Annotated in this window: 15 protein-coding genes; 7 read left to right on the plus strand and 8 right to left on the minus strand. The window is 71.3% G+C overall.

Annotated elements, in window-relative coordinates; all coding sequences use genetic code 11:
- Positions 1-15: 15 nt before the first annotated feature.
- From OG392_RS19060 to OG392_RS19075, 4 genes are all read left to right on the plus strand, one after another.
- Positions 16-1299 (plus strand): bifunctional glycosyltransferase family 2/GtrA family protein, encoded by a 1284-nt coding sequence (locus OG392_RS19060; RefSeq protein WP_329280965.1) that lies wholly within the window; start codon positions 16-18, stop codon positions 1297-1299.
- Complete coding sequence (locus tag OG392_RS19065; RefSeq protein ID WP_329280967.1) at positions 1296-3503, plus strand: ArnT family glycosyltransferase; 2208 nt, start codon at positions 1296-1298, stop codon at positions 3501-3503. Before OG392_RS19060 ends, OG392_RS19065 begins: the two co-directional genes overlap by 4 nt.
- Before the next feature lie 75 nt (positions 3504-3578).
- Positions 3579-5105, plus strand: coding sequence for an MFS transporter (locus OG392_RS19070; RefSeq protein ID WP_329280969.1), 1527 nt, complete (start codon positions 3579-3581; stop codon positions 5103-5105).
- Between the two features lie 35 nt (positions 5106-5140).
- Entirely contained in the window at positions 5141-5941 is an 801-nt protein-coding gene (locus OG392_RS19075) for a TetR/AcrR family transcriptional regulator (RefSeq protein ID WP_329280971.1), read from the plus strand.
- Positions 5942-6022: 81 nt separating this feature from the next.
- On the opposite strand, the gene OG392_RS19080 is transcribed toward OG392_RS19075, so the two are convergent.
- Positions 6023-7639 (minus strand): MDR family MFS transporter, encoded by a 1617-nt coding sequence (locus tag OG392_RS19080; RefSeq protein ID WP_329280973.1) that lies wholly within the window; start codon positions 7637-7639, stop codon positions 6023-6025.
- Positions 7640-7654: 15 nt separating this feature from the next.
- Complete coding sequence (locus tag OG392_RS19085) at positions 7655-8122, minus strand: MarR family winged helix-turn-helix transcriptional regulator (RefSeq protein ID WP_329280975.1); 468 nt, start codon at positions 8120-8122, stop codon at positions 7655-7657.
- 190 nt (positions 8123-8312) lie between these two features.
- On the opposite strand from OG392_RS19085, the gene OG392_RS19090 reads away from it, so the two are divergent.
- Positions 8313-8540, plus strand: coding sequence for a hypothetical protein (locus tag OG392_RS19090; protein WP_329280977.1), 228 nt, complete (start codon positions 8313-8315; stop codon positions 8538-8540).
- 134 nt (positions 8541-8674) lie between these two features.
- On the opposite strand, the gene OG392_RS19095 is transcribed toward OG392_RS19090, so the two are convergent.
- Positions 8675-9349 (minus strand): TetR family transcriptional regulator, encoded by a 675-nt coding sequence (locus OG392_RS19095; RefSeq protein ID WP_443055081.1) that lies wholly within the window; start codon positions 9347-9349, stop codon positions 8675-8677.
- A 92-nt stretch (positions 9350-9441) separates the two neighbouring features.
- On the opposite strand from OG392_RS19095, the gene OG392_RS19100 reads away from it, so the two are divergent.
- Positions 9442-10380, plus strand: a complete 939-nt coding sequence (locus OG392_RS19100; protein WP_329280980.1) for an oxidoreductase — start codon at positions 9442-9444, stop codon at positions 10378-10380.
- On the opposite strand, the gene OG392_RS19105 is transcribed toward OG392_RS19100, so the two are convergent.
- The 5 genes from OG392_RS19105 to OG392_RS19125 form a co-directional block, all read right to left on the minus strand.
- Complete coding sequence (locus tag OG392_RS19105; RefSeq protein ID WP_329280983.1) at positions 10367-11209, minus strand: hypothetical protein; 843 nt, start codon at positions 11207-11209, stop codon at positions 10367-10369. The genes OG392_RS19100 and OG392_RS19105 overlap by 14 nt on opposite strands.
- Before the next feature lie 50 nt (positions 11210-11259).
- The gene (locus tag OG392_RS19110) at positions 11260-12165 is read right to left on the minus strand and encodes an RNA polymerase sigma factor SigF (RefSeq protein WP_329280985.1); all 906 of its coding nucleotides are present in this window, start codon (positions 12163-12165) and stop codon (positions 11260-11262) included.
- Positions 12166-12400: 235 nt separating this feature from the next.
- Positions 12401-13246, minus strand: coding sequence for an RNA polymerase sigma factor SigF (locus tag OG392_RS19115; RefSeq protein WP_030318136.1), 846 nt, complete (start codon positions 13244-13246; stop codon positions 12401-12403).
- A gap of 223 nt (positions 13247-13469) precedes the next feature.
- Entirely contained in the window at positions 13470-13763 is a 294-nt protein-coding gene (locus OG392_RS19120) for a Dabb family protein (RefSeq protein ID WP_055599441.1), read from the minus strand.
- A gap of 9 nt (positions 13764-13772) precedes the next feature.
- Positions 13773-13937 carry a hypothetical protein gene (locus tag OG392_RS19125; RefSeq protein ID WP_167346861.1) on the minus strand — a complete coding sequence of 55 codons (165 nt, stop codon included), beginning with the start codon at positions 13935-13937 and terminating at the stop codon, positions 13773-13775.
- Between the two features lie 503 nt (positions 13938-14440).
- Between OG392_RS19125 and OG392_RS19130 the strand changes: the two genes are divergently transcribed.
- Entirely contained in the window at positions 14441-14599 is a 159-nt protein-coding gene (locus OG392_RS19130; RefSeq protein ID WP_329280988.1) for a hypothetical protein, read from the plus strand.
- Positions 14600-14663 lie beyond the last annotated feature (64 nt).

Consider the following 14663-nt stretch of genomic DNA (forward strand, 5'->3'; position numbering starts at 1 on the left):
GCGAGTGTCGTCGGTATGCGAACCCCAACGATCGCGGGGCCCACGTCCGGAGCCCTCCCCGCCCGGGAACACCTGCCCGTGAACATCGCGGGACGGCCCGCCCTGGACGTGGTGATCCCCGTCTACAACGAGGAGAAGGACCTGGAGCCGTGCGTCCGCCGGCTCCACGAACACCTCCTCCGGACCTTCCCGTACGGCTTCCGCATCACCGTCGCCGACAACGCCTCCACCGACAGCACCCCCGAGGTCGCCGCCGGCCTCGCGGCCGAGGTGCCCGAGGTGCGCTCCGTACGGCTGGAGCAGAAGGGGCGAGGCCGGGCGCTGCGGACGGTGTGGTCGGGATCGGACGCCCCCGTCCTCGCCTACATGGACGTGGACCTGTCCACCGACCTGAACGCCCTGCTGCCCCTGGTCGCGCCGCTCATCTCCGGCCACTCCGACCTGGCGATCGGCTCCCGGCTCGCCCGCTCCTCGCGGGTGGTGCGCGGCCCGAAGCGGGAGTTCATCTCCCGCGCGTACAACCTGATCCTGCGCGGCTCGCTCGCCGCCCGGTTCTCCGACGCGCAGTGCGGGTTCAAGGCGATCCGGCGCGATGTCGCGGAGCGGCTGCTCCCGATGGTGGAGGACACCGGCTGGTTCTTCGACACCGAGCTGCTGGTCCTCGCGGAGCGGGCCGGGCTGCGGATCCACGAGGTGCCCGTCGACTGGGTCGACGACCCCGACTCGACCGTGCACCTCGTGAGCACGGCCACCGACGACCTGAAGGGCGTCTGGCGGGTGGGCCGGGCGCTCGCGACGGGTTCGCTGCCGCTCGACCGGCTGGTCAGGCCCTTCGGGGACGACCCCCGGGACCGTGAACTCAGCGGTGTACCGGGCGGACTCGCCCGGCAGCTCGTCGGCTTCTGCGTGGTCGGGGCCCTGTCGACGCTCTTCTACATCGCCCTGTACTCGCTCTTCCGGCTCGGTGCCGGGCCGCAGATCGCCAACGCCGTCGCGCTCCTCGTCTCCGCCGTCGCCAACACGGCGGCCAACCGGCGGCTCACCTTCGGGGTGCGGGGCCGGGACCGGGCCGTTCGCCATCAGGCGCAGGGACTCGTGGTCTTCGCCATCGGGCTGGCCCTGACCAGCGGTTCGCTCGCCGCCCTCGGCGCGGCGACCGGCGATCCCGCGCACTCCACCGAACTCGCCGTCCTGGTCGTCGCCAACCTTGCCGCGACCGTCCTGCGCTTCCTCCTCTTCCGGCTCTGGGTCTTCCCCGAGCGGTCCACCTCAAGGAACGACCCAAGGAACGACCGATGACTTCGACCTCCCTGGCCGCGCCGGCCGGTACGGCCCCTGCCGCGCCGGCCCGCGGCGGCCCCCTCGCCCGGCTGTGGCGCGGCCGCGCCGAGGACGCCCGTTGGGTCCGTCCCGCGTTCCTGGGCCTGCTCGCCGTGACCGCCGCGCTCTACCTGTGGAACCTGAGCGCCTCCGGCTACGCCAACTCGTTCTACTCCGCCGCCGTCCAGGCGGGCGGCGAGAGCTGGAAGGCCTTCTTCTTCGGTTCGCTCGACGCGGCCAACGCCATCACCGTCGACAAGCCGCCGGCCGCCCTCTGGCCGATGGCGTTCTCCGTCCGCCTCTTCGGCCTCGGCTCCTGGCAGATCCTCGTCCCTGAGGTCCTCATGGGCGTGGCGACCGTCGCCGTGCTCTACGCGGCCGTACGGCGCCGGTTCGGCGCGGGCGCGGGCCTGATCGCGGGCGTCGCCCTGGCACTCACGCCCGTCGCGGCGCTGATGTTCCGCTTCAACAACCCGGACGCGCTGCTCGCCCTCCTCATGACGGTCGCGGTGTACTGCGTGCTGCGCGCCCTCGAACAGTACCGGGGCGCGGCCAGGTGGCTCGTGTGGGCCGGGGTGGCCTTCGGGTTCGCGTTCCTCGCGAAGACCCTCCAGGCCTTCCTGATCCTGCCGCCGCTGGCGCTGGTGTACCTGGCCTGCGCGCCGGGCGGGTTCGGGCGACGGCTCGGCCGACTCGCCCTGGGCGGGCTCGCGATGCTCGTCTCGGCGGGCTGGTGGGTGGCCCTGGTCGAGCTGTGGCCGGCGTCCTCCCGCCCGTACGTCGGAGGCTCGCAGAACAACAGCTTCCTGGAGCTGACCTTCGGCTACAACGGCCTCGGGCGCATCAACGGCAACGAGACCGGCAGCGTCGGCGGCGGAGGAGGCGGTGGCGCCGGCGGTGGTGGCCGCTGGGGTGAGACCGGTGTCCTCCGGATGTTCAACGACTCGATCGGCGGCCAGATCTCCTGGCTGCTGCCTGCCGCGCTGATCCTGCTCGTCGCCGGGCTCGTCGTCACCTGGCGGGCGCCCCGGACGGACACGGCACGCTCGGCGTTCCTGGTGTGGGGCGGGTCGCTGCTGATCACACTGGCCGTGTTCAGCTTCATGGCCGGCATCTTCCACGAGTACTACACGGTGGCCCTGGCCCCGTACGTCGCGGCGCTCGTCGGCATGGGCGCGGCCGTGCTGTGGGAGGAACGGACCCGGCTGCTCGCCTCGGCGGGCCTCGCGGTGACGGTGGCGGTAACCGGCTGGTGGGGCTGGACCCTGCTCGGGCGGACGCCGGACTGGCTGCCGTGGCTGCGCTGGACGGTCCTGGTCGCGGGCGCGGTGGCGGCGCTCGGGCTGCTGGGCGCGGGCCGGGTGGACCGGCGGCTCGGTCTCGGGCTCGCGGGCCTCGGCCTGGCGGCGGGACTCGCGGGTCCCTTCGCGTACACCCTGGCGACGGTGGACGCCGGGCACCAGGGCTCGATCGTCACGGCGGGCCCGCCGGGCGGCGCGATGGGCGGCCGGGGTCCCGGCGGCGGTGGCGGCATGCGGATGTTCGAGGGCGGGGGATTCCCCGGCGGTGGCCAGGGCGGCCAGATGCCGGGCGGCCCCGGCGGTCAGGGCGGTCAGATGCCCGGTGGCCCCGGCGGTCAGGGCGGTCAGATGCCGGGCGGTCAGGGCCAGGCCCAGGGTCAGATGCCGGGCGGCCAAGGCCAGGCCCAGGGTCAGATGCCCGGTGGCACCCCGCCCCAGGGCATGACCCGGGGCGACGGCCCCGGCGGTGGCGGTGGCGGCATGGGCGGTCTGCTCAACGGCGCCAGCGTCGGCAAGGAGGCCGAGGCCGCGCTCCTCCAGGACGCCGGCACGTACACCTGGGTCGCCGCCACGGTCGGCGCCCAGAACGCGGCCAGCTACCAGCTCGCCACCGAGAAGCCGGTCATGGCGATCGGCGGCTTCAACGGCAGCGACCCGTCTCCCACGCTCGCGCAGTTCCAGCGGTACGTGGCCGACGGGAGGATCCACTACTTCATCGGCAGCGGCGAGGGCGGCGGCACCGGTGAGGCCGGCGGGGGCCGCATGGGCGGCATGGGGGGCCCTGGCGGGAACTCGGAGATCGCCACCTGGGTCGCGGAGAACTTCGAGAAGGTCACGCTCGGCAACGCGACCTTCTACGACCTGACCGCCCCGAGCAACTAAGCGCTATACAGCGTACGAGAGCCCTTGTACGGTGTACGAGACCCAGTCCCGTACACCGTACAAGGAGCCCTGCCCATGACGGCGACGACCGCCGCGACCGAACCGACCGCGACCGGTGGTCACCCGCAGCGCTGGCTGATCCTCGGCGTCATCTGTCTCGCCCAGCTCACCGTGCTGCTCGACAACACCGTGCTCAGCGTCGCCATCCCGTCGCTGACCTCCGAACTCCACGCGACCACCACCGACATCCAGTGGATGATCAACGCGTACTCGCTCGTCCAGTCCGGTCTGCTGCTCAGCGCGGGCAACGCCGCCGACCGCTACGGCCGCAAGAAGCTGCTCGCGATCGGACTCGCGCTCTTCGGCATCGGCTCGCTCGCCGCCGGAATCGCCGACTCGACCACGCAGCTGATCGCCGCCCGGGCGGGCATGGGCGTCGGCGGCGCGCTCCTGATGACCACCACCCTCGCCGTCGTCATGCAGATCTTCGACGACTCGGAGCGGGTCAAGGCCATCGCGCTCTGGTCCACCGTCGCCTCCCTCGGCTTCGCCGGCGGGCCGCTGATCGGCGGCGTGATCCTGAACCACTTCTGGTGGGGAATGATCTTCCTGATCAACATTCCGGTCGCGGTCGTGGCCCTGGTCGCCGTCCTCAAGCTCGTACCGGAGTCCAAGAACCCACAGGGCGAGCGCCCCGACCTGCTCGGCGCGCTGCTCTCCACCATCGGCATGACCGCCGTCGTGTACGCGATCATCAGCGGCCCCGAGCACGGCTGGGTCTCCGCCCAGGTGCTGGTCCCGGCCGCGATCGGCCTGCTCGGTCTCGGCGCGTTCGCGCTGTGGGAGCTGCACACCCCGTACCCGATGCTCGACATGCACTTCTTCCGGAACCAGAAGTTCATCGGCGCCATCGGCGGTTCGATCCTGGTCGTCTTCGGCATGGGCGGCTCGCTCTTCCTGCTCACCCAGCACCTGCAGTTCGTGCTCGGCTACGAGCCGCTCGAGGCCGGTCTGCGGATGGCGCCGCTCGCGCTGACGATCGTCGGCCTCAACCTGACCGGCATCGGCCCGAAGATCGTCATGAAGCTCGGTACCCCGCCCACCGTCGTCCTCGGCATGACCCTGGTCGCCGGCGGTCTGACCTCGATCTCGCTGCTCGGCGGCGGCACGGACGGCAGCTACGCGGGCATGCTCCTCGGCCTGGTCCTGATGGGCGGCGGCATCGCCGTCTCCTCGCCGGCCATGGCCAACGCGATCATGAGCTCCATCCCGCCCGAGAAGGCGGGGGTGGGTGCGGGGATCAACGGCACCCTCGCCGAGTTCGGCAACGGTCTCGGCGTCGCCGTCCTCGGTGCCGTCCTCAACGCGCGTTTCGCGGCGCTCGTCGCCGTCACCGCGACCTCCCTCCCGGCCGCCCTGGCGGCCGCCGGCGGCGAGGCCGAACGGCGGGAGATCGCGGACGCCTTCGCCTCCGGGCTCCAGACCAGCCAGCTGGTCGGCGCGATCGCGGTCTTCGCCGGCGGTCTGGTGGCGGCGGCTCTGCTGCGGCGGGCCGAGCGCACGGAGAAGGCGCCGGCGGCCGAGCGGTCCATCGCTGCCTAGCATGGTCACGGAGATCTGACAGACGGAGGGACGCGATGGTCAAGGCAGCCGACCGGGCCAGGAACCCGGCGCGTTCCAGCGTCTGGCTGGAGACCCGTACCCAGCGGAGCGGCGGCGGTCCGGCCGGTCTCGACCGGGACCGGATCGTCGCCGCCGCGATCCGCATGCTGGACGAGGAGGGCCTGGCCAAGCTGTCGATGCGCAAGCTGGCGGCCGACCTGAACGTCACCGCGATGTCCCTGTACTGGTACGTGGACACCAAGGACGACATCATCGAGTTCGCCATGGACAGCGCCTACGGCGAGGTCGACCTCGCGGCGGTGGAGGCCGCCGACGGCTGGCGGGACATGATCCGGGTGCTCGCCCTGGAGTACCGCCGGATGCTGGTCCGCCATCCCTGGATGTCGCCGAGCGCCGGGCAGTACCTGAACATCGGCCCGCACGCGATCGCCGTCGGAGGCAAGATCCAGGAGGCGATCGGGGACACCGGTCTGCCGATGGACCGTCAGCCCAGCGCGATGTCGGCGGTCTTCCAGTTCGTGTACGGCTACGGGACGATCGAGTCCCAGTTCGGGCGGCGTGCGGCGGAGGCCGGGATGTCGCAGAACGACTTCTACGTGGAGTCGATCAAGGCCTTCCGTGACGACCCGAGCTTCGGGGAGGTCCTCGAACCCATGGCGGAGATCCTCGACGAGCGGGCCTCGCACGGCACCGTCACCGAGATCTGGGACCGCGACTTCGCGTACGCGCTGGACGTGCTCGTGGCCGGCATCGAGACCATGGTCTCCCGTGAAACCGAGGCGCGCGAAGCCCCGGGGCCCGAGACCGGGACATGACGGAGCGGCGGGCCGTCCCCTGCCCGCCGCTCCGTACCGGACCCGGCCGCGCCTCCGCTCGAAGCGCGGCCGGGAGCTTTTCTAGGCCTTCTGCGAAGCCTCCTCGGAACCCTTCACCGAGCTGCTCTTCAGGGCGACTTCCTTGATGAAGAGCGTCACCACGAAGGCCAGCAGCGCGAACGGCGCCGAGTAGAGGAAGACGTCGCCGACGCCGTGCCCGTAGGCGCTCTCCATGACCGTACGGATCGGGGCCGGCAGCTTGTCCATGTCGGGGATCCCGCCGCCCGAGCCGCCCTGGCCCATCGCGGCCGCGGCCTTCGGGCCCAGCTCGGTCAGGCCCTCCTTGACGTAGTCCGTGACCCGGTGGGCCATGACCGCGCCGAGCGCCGAGACACCGATCGCACCGCCCAGGGAGCGGAAGAAGGTGACGACGGAGGAGGCGGCACCGAGGTCGGCGGGGGCCACCTGGTTCTGGGTGCAGAGCACGAGGTTCTGCATCATCATGCCGAGGCCGAGGCCCAGGACCGCCATGAACAGCGCGATGTGCCAGTACGTCGTGTCGTAGCGGATCGTGCCGAGCAGGCCGAGACCGCCCGCGGCGAGGGCGCCGCCGCTGACCAGCCACGCCTTCCACCGGCCGGTCTTGGTGATGACGAGACCCGAGACGGTGGAGGAGACGAACAGGCCCGCGATCATCGGGATGGTGAGGACGCCGGACATCGTCGGCGACTCGTTGCGCGCCAGCTGGAAGTACTGGCTGAAGAAGACCGTGCCGGCGAACATCGCGACACCCACGAAGAGCGAGGCGAGCGAGGCGAGGGTGATCGTGCGGTTGCGGAAGAGGCGGAGCGGGATGATCGGCTCGCTGGCCTTCGACTCGACGAGCAGGAAGATCCCGCCGAGCGCGATCGCGCCGAGCACCATCACGGCCGTCTGCCAGGACATCCAGTCGTACTTGTCGCCCGCGAAGGTGACCCAGATGAGCAGGAGGGAGACCGCGGCGCTGATGAAGAAGGCGCCGGCCCAGTCGACCTTGACCTTGCGCTTCACGACGGGGAGCTTGAGGGTCTTCTGCAGGACGATCAGCGCGATGATCGCGAAGGGCACGCCCACGTAGAAGCACCAGCGCCAGCCGAGCCAGTCGGTGTCGGTGATGACGCCGCCGAGCAGCGGACCGCCGACGGTGGCGACGGCGAAGGTCGCGCCGAGGTAGCCGCTGTACCGGCCGCGCTCACGCGGGGCGATCATCGCGGCCAGGATGATCTGGGAGAGGGCGGTCAGACCGCCGACGCCGATGCCCTGGACGACGCGGCAGGCGATGAGCATGCCGGTGCTCTGCGAGAGACCGGCGACGACCGAGCCAGCCACGTAGATGACCAGGGCTATCTGGACGAGCAGCTTCTTGGAGAAGAGGTCCGCGAGCTTGCCCCAGAGCGGGGTGGTCGCGGTCATCGACAGCAGTGCGGCGGTGACCACCCAGGTGTAGGCGGACTGGCCGCCGCCCAGGTCGGTGATGATCTGGGGGAGGGCGTTGGAGACGATCGTCGAGGACAGGATGGCGACGAACATGCCGAGCAGCAGCCCGGACAGCGCCTCCATGATCTGCTTGTGCGTCATCGGGGCGCCGCCGGAGGCGGTGTCCCCCTGCTTGGCGCTCCCGCCGCTCACACCGGTGTCTGGTGTGGTGGTCGTAGCCATCAAGTTCCTTCGTTCTCAAGCGTGGTGGGCCCGGCAGTCCCCGAAGGAATCGCGGAGGCGGGCGAGCAGGGTGGTGAGCAGTTCGACGTCGTCGTCGGACCACTCCGCGAGGGTGCGGGCGAGCATGCCGGTCAGCCGTCGGTCGAGGACGGCGAGCATGTCTTCGCCCGCCCGGGTCAGGTGCAGGATCCGGGAGCGCCGGTCGGCAGGGTCGGGCAGGCGCTCGACCCAGCCGCGGTCCACGGTGTGGGCCACGTGCCGGCTGCTGACCGACATGTCGACGGCCATCAGCTCGGCCACCCGGCCCATCCGCATGTCGCCGTGGTGGTTGAGCAGGGCGAGGACGATGGCGGATCCGCTGGGGCACTCGGCGGGCAGGACCCGTCCGAGGCCGCGCTTCACCGCTCCGATGGCGCTCACCTGGCGGGCGAGGTTCTCGTAGCGATTGCCCCGGTCCAGTGAGCTGTCCGTCGAGACGTCCATCGGGCACTCCCCAGATGTTGTTGCTTAGGGCAACCATAGAGATCGATGGTTGCTCCAGGCAAACTAAATCGGTCAAACGGCGCTAAAGAATAGGCAAAGGTGGAGTGGAGGTGTGGGTCGCGGACGGTTCCGCAGAGGTGGGGGTACGGGGCTTGGGCCCCTCACCTGTACTTCGCTAGGGTCCTGACCCATGGCACACAACCCCCAAGCACCGTACGGCCAGGGCCAGGGCCCCGAGGGCTCCTACGACCCCGCCGGCAACACGCAGATGTTCCGCGCCTTCGTCGACGAGGGCGCCCCGCAGCAGCGGCAGCCGCAGGCCGCGGCCTCTTCGGGCGGCCCGAAGGTCGGCCTGATCGTGGGCGTGGTCGCGGTGATCGTCGTCCTGGCGGCCGTCGCCTGGCTGGCCCTGGGCTGACCGAACCGTCCTTCACCGAGCCCCGAGGTGGGCCGGATCCGCGTCACGCGGCCCCGGCCCACCTTTCTTCGTGCGCGGTCGCGGGCCGAGCCCTCGGAGGCTGCGCGCTCGGGGCCCGCGCCCGTCGGGCGCTCTCAGGCGGTGACGGAGACGGAGTCCAGGGCGGGCGCCAGCGCCGCGAAGGCCTCACCGATCAGGGCGCTCGGGTCCGCGGAACTCCCGGCGTCCTCGCCCTCGCTCCACCGGTGCAGTACGGCGTCGAAGGCGGCCAGCGCCATGCCGGCGGCGAGCCGGGGATAGAGGTCGGCCCGGGGGTCGCGGTCCAGACGGACCGCCAGCTCCTCCGTCAGCTCCTCCCGCCACCGCGCCTGGTGTTCGAGGAGGCGGGCGAGCAGCGCGGGGGTGCGCAGGATCAGCCGGACCACCGGCAGGGCCCGCTCGGCGTGGGCGTCGCAGACCGTCAGGGGTACGGAGACGGCGTGCAGGAGCGCCTCGGAGGGGCGCTCCCCGGCGGGCCGGGCGGCGAGGCCCGCGCGCATGTCGGCGCCCATGTCGGCCAGGAACTGGACGACCACGTCCTCCTTGGACGCGAAGTACCGGAAGAAGGTCCGCTTGGAGACCCCGGCGGTGGTCGCGATCTCGTCGACGGTGACGGCGTCGAAGCCCTTGAGGGCGAGCAGCTGGAGGGCCGCCTCGGTCAGCTCGGTGGCGACGAGCTGACGCTTGCGCTGGGCCAGGCTCGCGGGGGCGGGGCCGGCGGTGCGGCCGGGACCGGGGTCGATTGCGGGGCGGGTGCTCACGGTCGGAATCGTAACGTGGTGCCTTCGGTGACACCAGGATGCGCGCATGGCACTCATTTGCGTGCTTGACACTCGGTGACACAAACGGCAGCGTGTGTAGCATGACCATGAAGCAGCGCTGGACCGCCGACCGGATCCCGGACCAGACCGGGCGGCTCATCCTCGTCACCGGGGCCAACAGCGGCCTCGGGCTCGCCACCACCCGCGCGCTCGCCGACCGCGGCGGGCGGGTGATCCTCGCCGTACGGGACGAGGGGAAGGGCCGCCGGGCCGCCGACGAGCTCGTCGCGGCCGGGATCGCGCCGGACCTGCTCGCCGTACGCCCGCTCGACCTCGCCGACCTCGACTCGGTACGTGCCTTCGCCGACCGGCTGCACGAGGAGCACCCGCGCCTGGACGTGCTCGTCAACAACGCCGGTGTGATGGCCCCGCCCCGCACCCTGAGCGCCCAGGGGCACGAGCTCCAGTTCGCCACCAACCACCTCGGCCACTTCGCGCTCACCGGGCTGCTGCTCGACCTGCTCGCCGCCGGGCGGGACCCCCGGGTGGTCACGGTCAGCTCGATCAATCACCGGCAGGGCAGCCTCCGCCTCGACGACCTCAGCGGAGAACGCGGCTACACGCCCATGGCCTTCTACAACCAGACGAAGTTCGCCAACACCGTCTTCGGTCTCGAACTCCACCGGCGCCTCAGCGAGGCCGGCAGCCCGGTCCGGAGCGTGCTCGCCCACCCCGGCTACACGGCGACCCGGCTCCAGACCCGTGACACCTCGGGCCTGGTGAAGCTGGCGTTCGGCCGCATCGGCAACCCGCTGCTCGCCCAGCGGCCGGAGCGGGGCGCGCTGCCGCAGCTGTACGCGGCCACCGAACCGGGCCTGTCGGGCGGCGAGTTCATCGGCCCCGACGGCATGGGAGAGCTGCGCGGCGCGCCCACGCGGGTGCGTCCCTCCGACGCGGCGGCCGACCCGGGGACGGGGCGCACGCTGTGGGAGCTGTCGGAGCGCCTGACCGCGGTGAGCTTCCCCGTCACCGCCAGGTAGCGGTGACCTTCAGGGTGTCGATCCGCATCCCGAGCGGCACCCGCCAGGAGTCCACGCACACGGTGTACGTCTCCGTCCGCGTCGTCCCCGCGGCGATCGGCGCGGGCAGCGGCCGGGTGGACGTGAGCGTCGCCCAGTCGACGCCGAGGGCCCCGATGACATGGGTGGCGAACGTGACCGTGCCCGAACGGGCCGCCGTTCCGCCGCTGTTCCGGAAGGTGACCGTCACCTTCTCGCACCAGCGCCGGTCGCCGTCGGCGAGGACGGGCGCGGAGACGGTGAGCGCGGCGGGTCCGGGGGCGGGCGTCGGCGTGGGAGCCGGGGTCGCGGACGGTGCCGGGGCGGTGGTGCCGGGCGCGGGCTCCGAGGGGGTGGGGGAAGGTGTACGAGGAGGGGTGCCGCTTCCGGTTCCGGGGCCCGAGGGCGGGCCGCCGGAGCCCGAGCCGGAGCCGCCGGGCGCGGCGGAGCCGGACCCCGTGCTCGATCCCGTACCCGATCCTGTGCCGGAAGGGCCGGGTGGTGCGCCCGGGGGCGTCGTGACGCCGTCCACGCCGTCTCCGGGCGGTGGTGCGGATGACCCGCCGGATCCCGCTCCCGGGGCCGTGCCCGGCGCCGGTGAGGGGGACGAGGTGCTGGACGTGTCCCCGCTCGTGGTGGGGCCGTCCAGGGGTACCAGGGTGACCGCGCCCGAGGGGGTTCCCGCCGCTCCCGGGGAGGGGCCGGCGCCCACCGCCGCGTACCCCTCGCCGTCTCCTCCGCCGCCACAGGCGGTCAGCGCCCCGCCGAGGCAGAGCGCCACCGCTACGAGTCCGGGCTTCCTTCGCCTCATGACCGTCAGTCTGTCTGACGGACCGTCAACTGGGGAGTCCTTCGCGGAACTCAGTCGGCGATGAGGCCCTCGCGCAGCTGGGCGAGGGTGCGGGTGAGCAGCCGTGAGACGTGCATCTGGGAGATGCCGACCTCTTCGCCGATCTGCGACTGGGTCATGTTGGCGAAGAAGCGCAGCATGATGATCTGCCGTTCCCGGGGCGGGAGTTTGGCGAGCAGCGGCTTGAGCGACTCGCGGTACTCCACGCCTTCGAGCGCCGTGTCCTCGTAGCCGAGGCGGTCGGCGAGGGAGCCCTCGCCGCCGTCGTCCTCGGGCGAGGGGGAGTCGAGCGAGGAGGCGGTGTACGCGTTGCCCACGGCGAGGCCGTCGACGACATCCTCCTCCGACACCCCGAGCACGGCGGCGAGTTCGGGCACGGTGGGGGAGCGGTCGAGCTTCTGCGCGAGTTCGTCGCTGGCCTTGGTGAGGGCCAGACGCAGCTCCTGGAGCCGGCGCGGGACGCGGACCGACCAGGAGGTGTCGCGGAAGAAGCGCTTGATCTCACCGACGACCGTCGGCATCGCGAACGTCGGGAACTCCACGCCCCGTTCGCAGTCGAAGCGGTCGATCGCCTTGATCAGGCCGATGGTGCCGACCTGGACGATGTCCTCCATCGGCTCGTTGCGGGAGCGGAAGCGGGCCGCCGCGTACCGCACGAGGGGGAGGTTGAGCTCGATCAGGGTGTCGCGGACGTAGGTCCGCTCCGGGCTGTCCGCGGCGGCGCCCGCGGTGTCGAGGGCGCGCAGCCTCAGGAAGAGGGAGCGCGAGAGGGTGCGGGTGTCGAGGGCTCCCGACGTGACGGGCATCGGCGGAGGCGTGGCCTCCGCGCTGTCGGTCGCGGTCGGCGCCGTCGTCTGCGTGGGCACGGGAACGGGCGAGAGCGTGAGCACCTTCGAGCTGCCCAGTTCTGTGGACATGCCACCCCCTTGAGGTCGCGGACGGTCGCGGTGGCCGCGACCATCTGAGGAACGCAGCCACCACCTGAATACCGGCGGCGGGGCTGCGGCAAACTCGGTTCCAGCAGAATGTCACATGTCGGCAACACGCTGTAGTGACATGTCGACAAGCCGAGGGCGTATATCCGCAGGAAACAAGGGGTGTGCGGCATTTGGGGCGCCGCTGAACTGCTCCGAACCGGTCTACCCGATTCAGCTACGCCTCGATTCTGTTTGCGGATCTCAAACGTGCGAAGCTGCGGGCGAGGAGCCTTGACACATGCATCTGGGAGACGCCCAGTTCCTGGCTGATCTGGGACTGCGTCAGATTGCTGTAGTAGCGCAGCATCAGGATCCGCTGCTCCCGCTCGGGCAGTTGGACGAGCAGATGCCGGACGAGGTCGCGGTGCTCGACGCCGGCCAGTGCCGGGTCCTCGTAGCCGAGCCGGTCGAGCAGTCCGGGCAGCCCGTCGCCCTCCTGCGCGGCCTCCAGGGAGGTCGCGTGGTACGAGCGTCCGGCCTCGATGCAGGCGAGTACCTCGTCCTCCCCGATCCGCAGCCGCTCGGCGATCTCGGCGGTCGTGGGGGAGCGGCCGTGGGCGGTGGTGAGGTCCTCGGTGGCGCCGTTCACCTGGACCCAGAGCTCGTGCAGACGGCGGGGCACGTGCACGGTGCGGACGTTGTCGCGGAAGTACCGCTTGATCTCGCCGACGACGGTCGGCATGGCGAACGTCGGGAACTGGACGCCGCGGTCGGGGTCGAAGCGGTCGATGGCGTTGATGAGGCCGATGGTGCCGACCTGGACGACGTCCTCCATCGGCTCGTTGCGGGAGCGGAACCGGGCCGCCGCGTACCGGACGAGCGGCAGGTTGGCCTCGATGAGGGCCCCACGCACCCGGTGGTGCTCCGGGGTGCCCGGTTCCAGGTTCTTGAGCTGCCCGAAGAGCACCTGGGTGAGGGCGCGGGTGTCGGCGCCACGGGTGCTCTGGGGCCGGGGGCGGGGGGTCTCCGCGCCGCCTGCCTCGTGCTGGGGCGGGACCTGAGGCGCTGTACTGGCCGGCACGTTCACGCCACCCCTTCGGCTGGTCTTGCGGGTCCACTGGGTCAACTACGGTCAACTCATCCGTCAAAAGCGGTCATAGCATCACAAGACATGTCCACTGTGTGCAAGCACCGCATAGTGACGTGTTGAGGGCATACTGGCGGAAAAAGGGGAGGTCACGCGCGGAATCAGACACGGAAAAGCCCCCCACCTCGACGGCGGGGGGCCTGGCGACGACCGGGGACTAGAACGCGTAGTCCGCGATCACCCAGGTGGCGAACTCGCGCCACTGGGCGACACCCGCCTGGTGCGCGGGGTGGTCCAGGTAGCGCTGGAGCGCGTCGGTGTCCTCGACGGCCGAGTTGATGGCGAAGTCGTACGCGATCGGCCGGTCCGTGATGTTCCAGTCGCACTCCCAGAAGCGCAGCTCCGGGATCTGGTCGCCGAGGGCGCGGAACGCCTCCACGCCGGCGACGACGCGCGGCTCGTCGCGTGCGACACCGTCGTTGAGCTTGAAGAGGACCAGATGGCGGATCACGAAGGGCTCCTAGTTGATGAGTTCGGTCATGAACTCGCCGACACCCTGGGCGGCGCTGGAAATGCCCTCGAACCCTACCTGCACGAGATCGGCGGCCCGGGCCGGGGACGTGATGATCGTGTACAGCACGAAGACCGAGACCGCATAGAGCGCGACCTTCTTCGCTTGCGCCATGGCCAGCCCTCCCCTGTTCCCCCGCCTGTTCCCCCGCCGTACGACCGCGCCACTCTAACCGAGGCTTTATGGACCAAGGGCCCGGCGATCGAGGCCTTTCGCCGCCCCCCGGAAGGGTGACGACGGAGCAGGATGGATGTCGAGCCCGGACGATCTGGCAGGAATCGGAAGGGCTCCTGGAACCGGCCCGCACTGCGGGGTCCGCGCCACGAGCTTCCCCCCTGACCGTGGCGCAGGACTTGTAGGACCGGTTCTCATCGGGGGGAGCGGCTTGTCCCCCCGATGCCGCTCCCCCCGTCCTAGCGATCTGTCCCGGCACGGTCGGTTCCCGGGGCGCCTGACGCCGTCCGGGGCCGGCCCGCGCCTCAGCCGTCGGCTTTCGGCCGGGCTCCGCGATTCGGCCATCGACCTGTGGTGTCTCGTCCGCCATTCGGCGTAACGTGCCGAGAAGTTGGCGGTCTCTTTGGCGAGCGCACGCATGTGACAGGGGGGGACTCACCGGTATGAAGCGCGTCTTCGGGCTGACGGCGATCGTCGCGGGCGGAGTGCTCGCCCTGTTCTTCCCGGATCTCGAGTTCGGTTGGTTCAGAGGACGTCCGCTGGGAATCGTCCTCGTCGTCATCGGCGGGATCGAACTCCTGGAGAGCCGGCGCCGCCGCTAGGGGTGTCTTGTCGATCAGGCCGGAGGCCGGCACCGTACGAACCGGCTCGGCCCGCCTCCGGCTG

Source organism: Streptomyces sp. NBC_00691 (assembly GCF_036226665.1).
Taxonomy (GTDB): domain Bacteria; phylum Actinomycetota; class Actinomycetes; order Streptomycetales; family Streptomycetaceae; genus Streptomyces.

Coding starts and splice junctions, on each gene's coding strand:
- OG392_RS19125 (WP_167346861.1), bottom strand. CDS start 13,937: ATGGCGCAAGCGAAGAAGGTCGCGCTCTATGCGGTCTCGGTCTTCGTG.
- OG392_RS19065 (WP_329280967.1), top strand. CDS start 1,296: ATGACTTCGACCTCCCTGGCCGCGCCGGCCGGTACGGCCCCTGCCGCG.
- OG392_RS19070 (WP_329280969.1), top strand. CDS start 3,579: ATGACGGCGACGACCGCCGCGACCGAACCGACCGCGACCGGTGGTCAC.
- OG392_RS19100 (WP_329280980.1), top strand. CDS start 9,442: ATGACCATGAAGCAGCGCTGGACCGCCGACCGGATCCCGGACCAGACC.
- OG392_RS19110 (WP_329280985.1), bottom strand. CDS start 12,165: ATGTCCACAGAACTGGGCAGCTCGAAGGTGCTCACGCTCTCGCCCGTT.
- OG392_RS19060 (WP_329280965.1), top strand. CDS start 16: ATGCGAACCCCAACGATCGCGGGGCCCACGTCCGGAGCCCTCCCCGCC.
- OG392_RS19105 (WP_329280983.1), bottom strand. CDS start 11,209: ATGAGGCGAAGGAAGCCCGGACTCGTAGCGGTGGCGCTCTGCCTCGGC.
- OG392_RS19130 (WP_329280988.1), top strand. CDS start 14,441: ATGAAGCGCGTCTTCGGGCTGACGGCGATCGTCGCGGGCGGAGTGCTC.
- OG392_RS19085 (WP_329280975.1), bottom strand. CDS start 8,122: ATGGACGTCTCGACGGACAGCTCACTGGACCGGGGCAATCGCTACGAG.
- OG392_RS19075 (WP_329280971.1), top strand. CDS start 5,141: ATGGTCAAGGCAGCCGACCGGGCCAGGAACCCGGCGCGTTCCAGCGTC.
- OG392_RS19090 (WP_329280977.1), top strand. CDS start 8,313: ATGGCACACAACCCCCAAGCACCGTACGGCCAGGGCCAGGGCCCCGAG.
- OG392_RS19080 (WP_329280973.1), bottom strand. CDS start 7,639: ATGGCTACGACCACCACACCAGACACCGGTGTGAGCGGCGGGAGCGCC.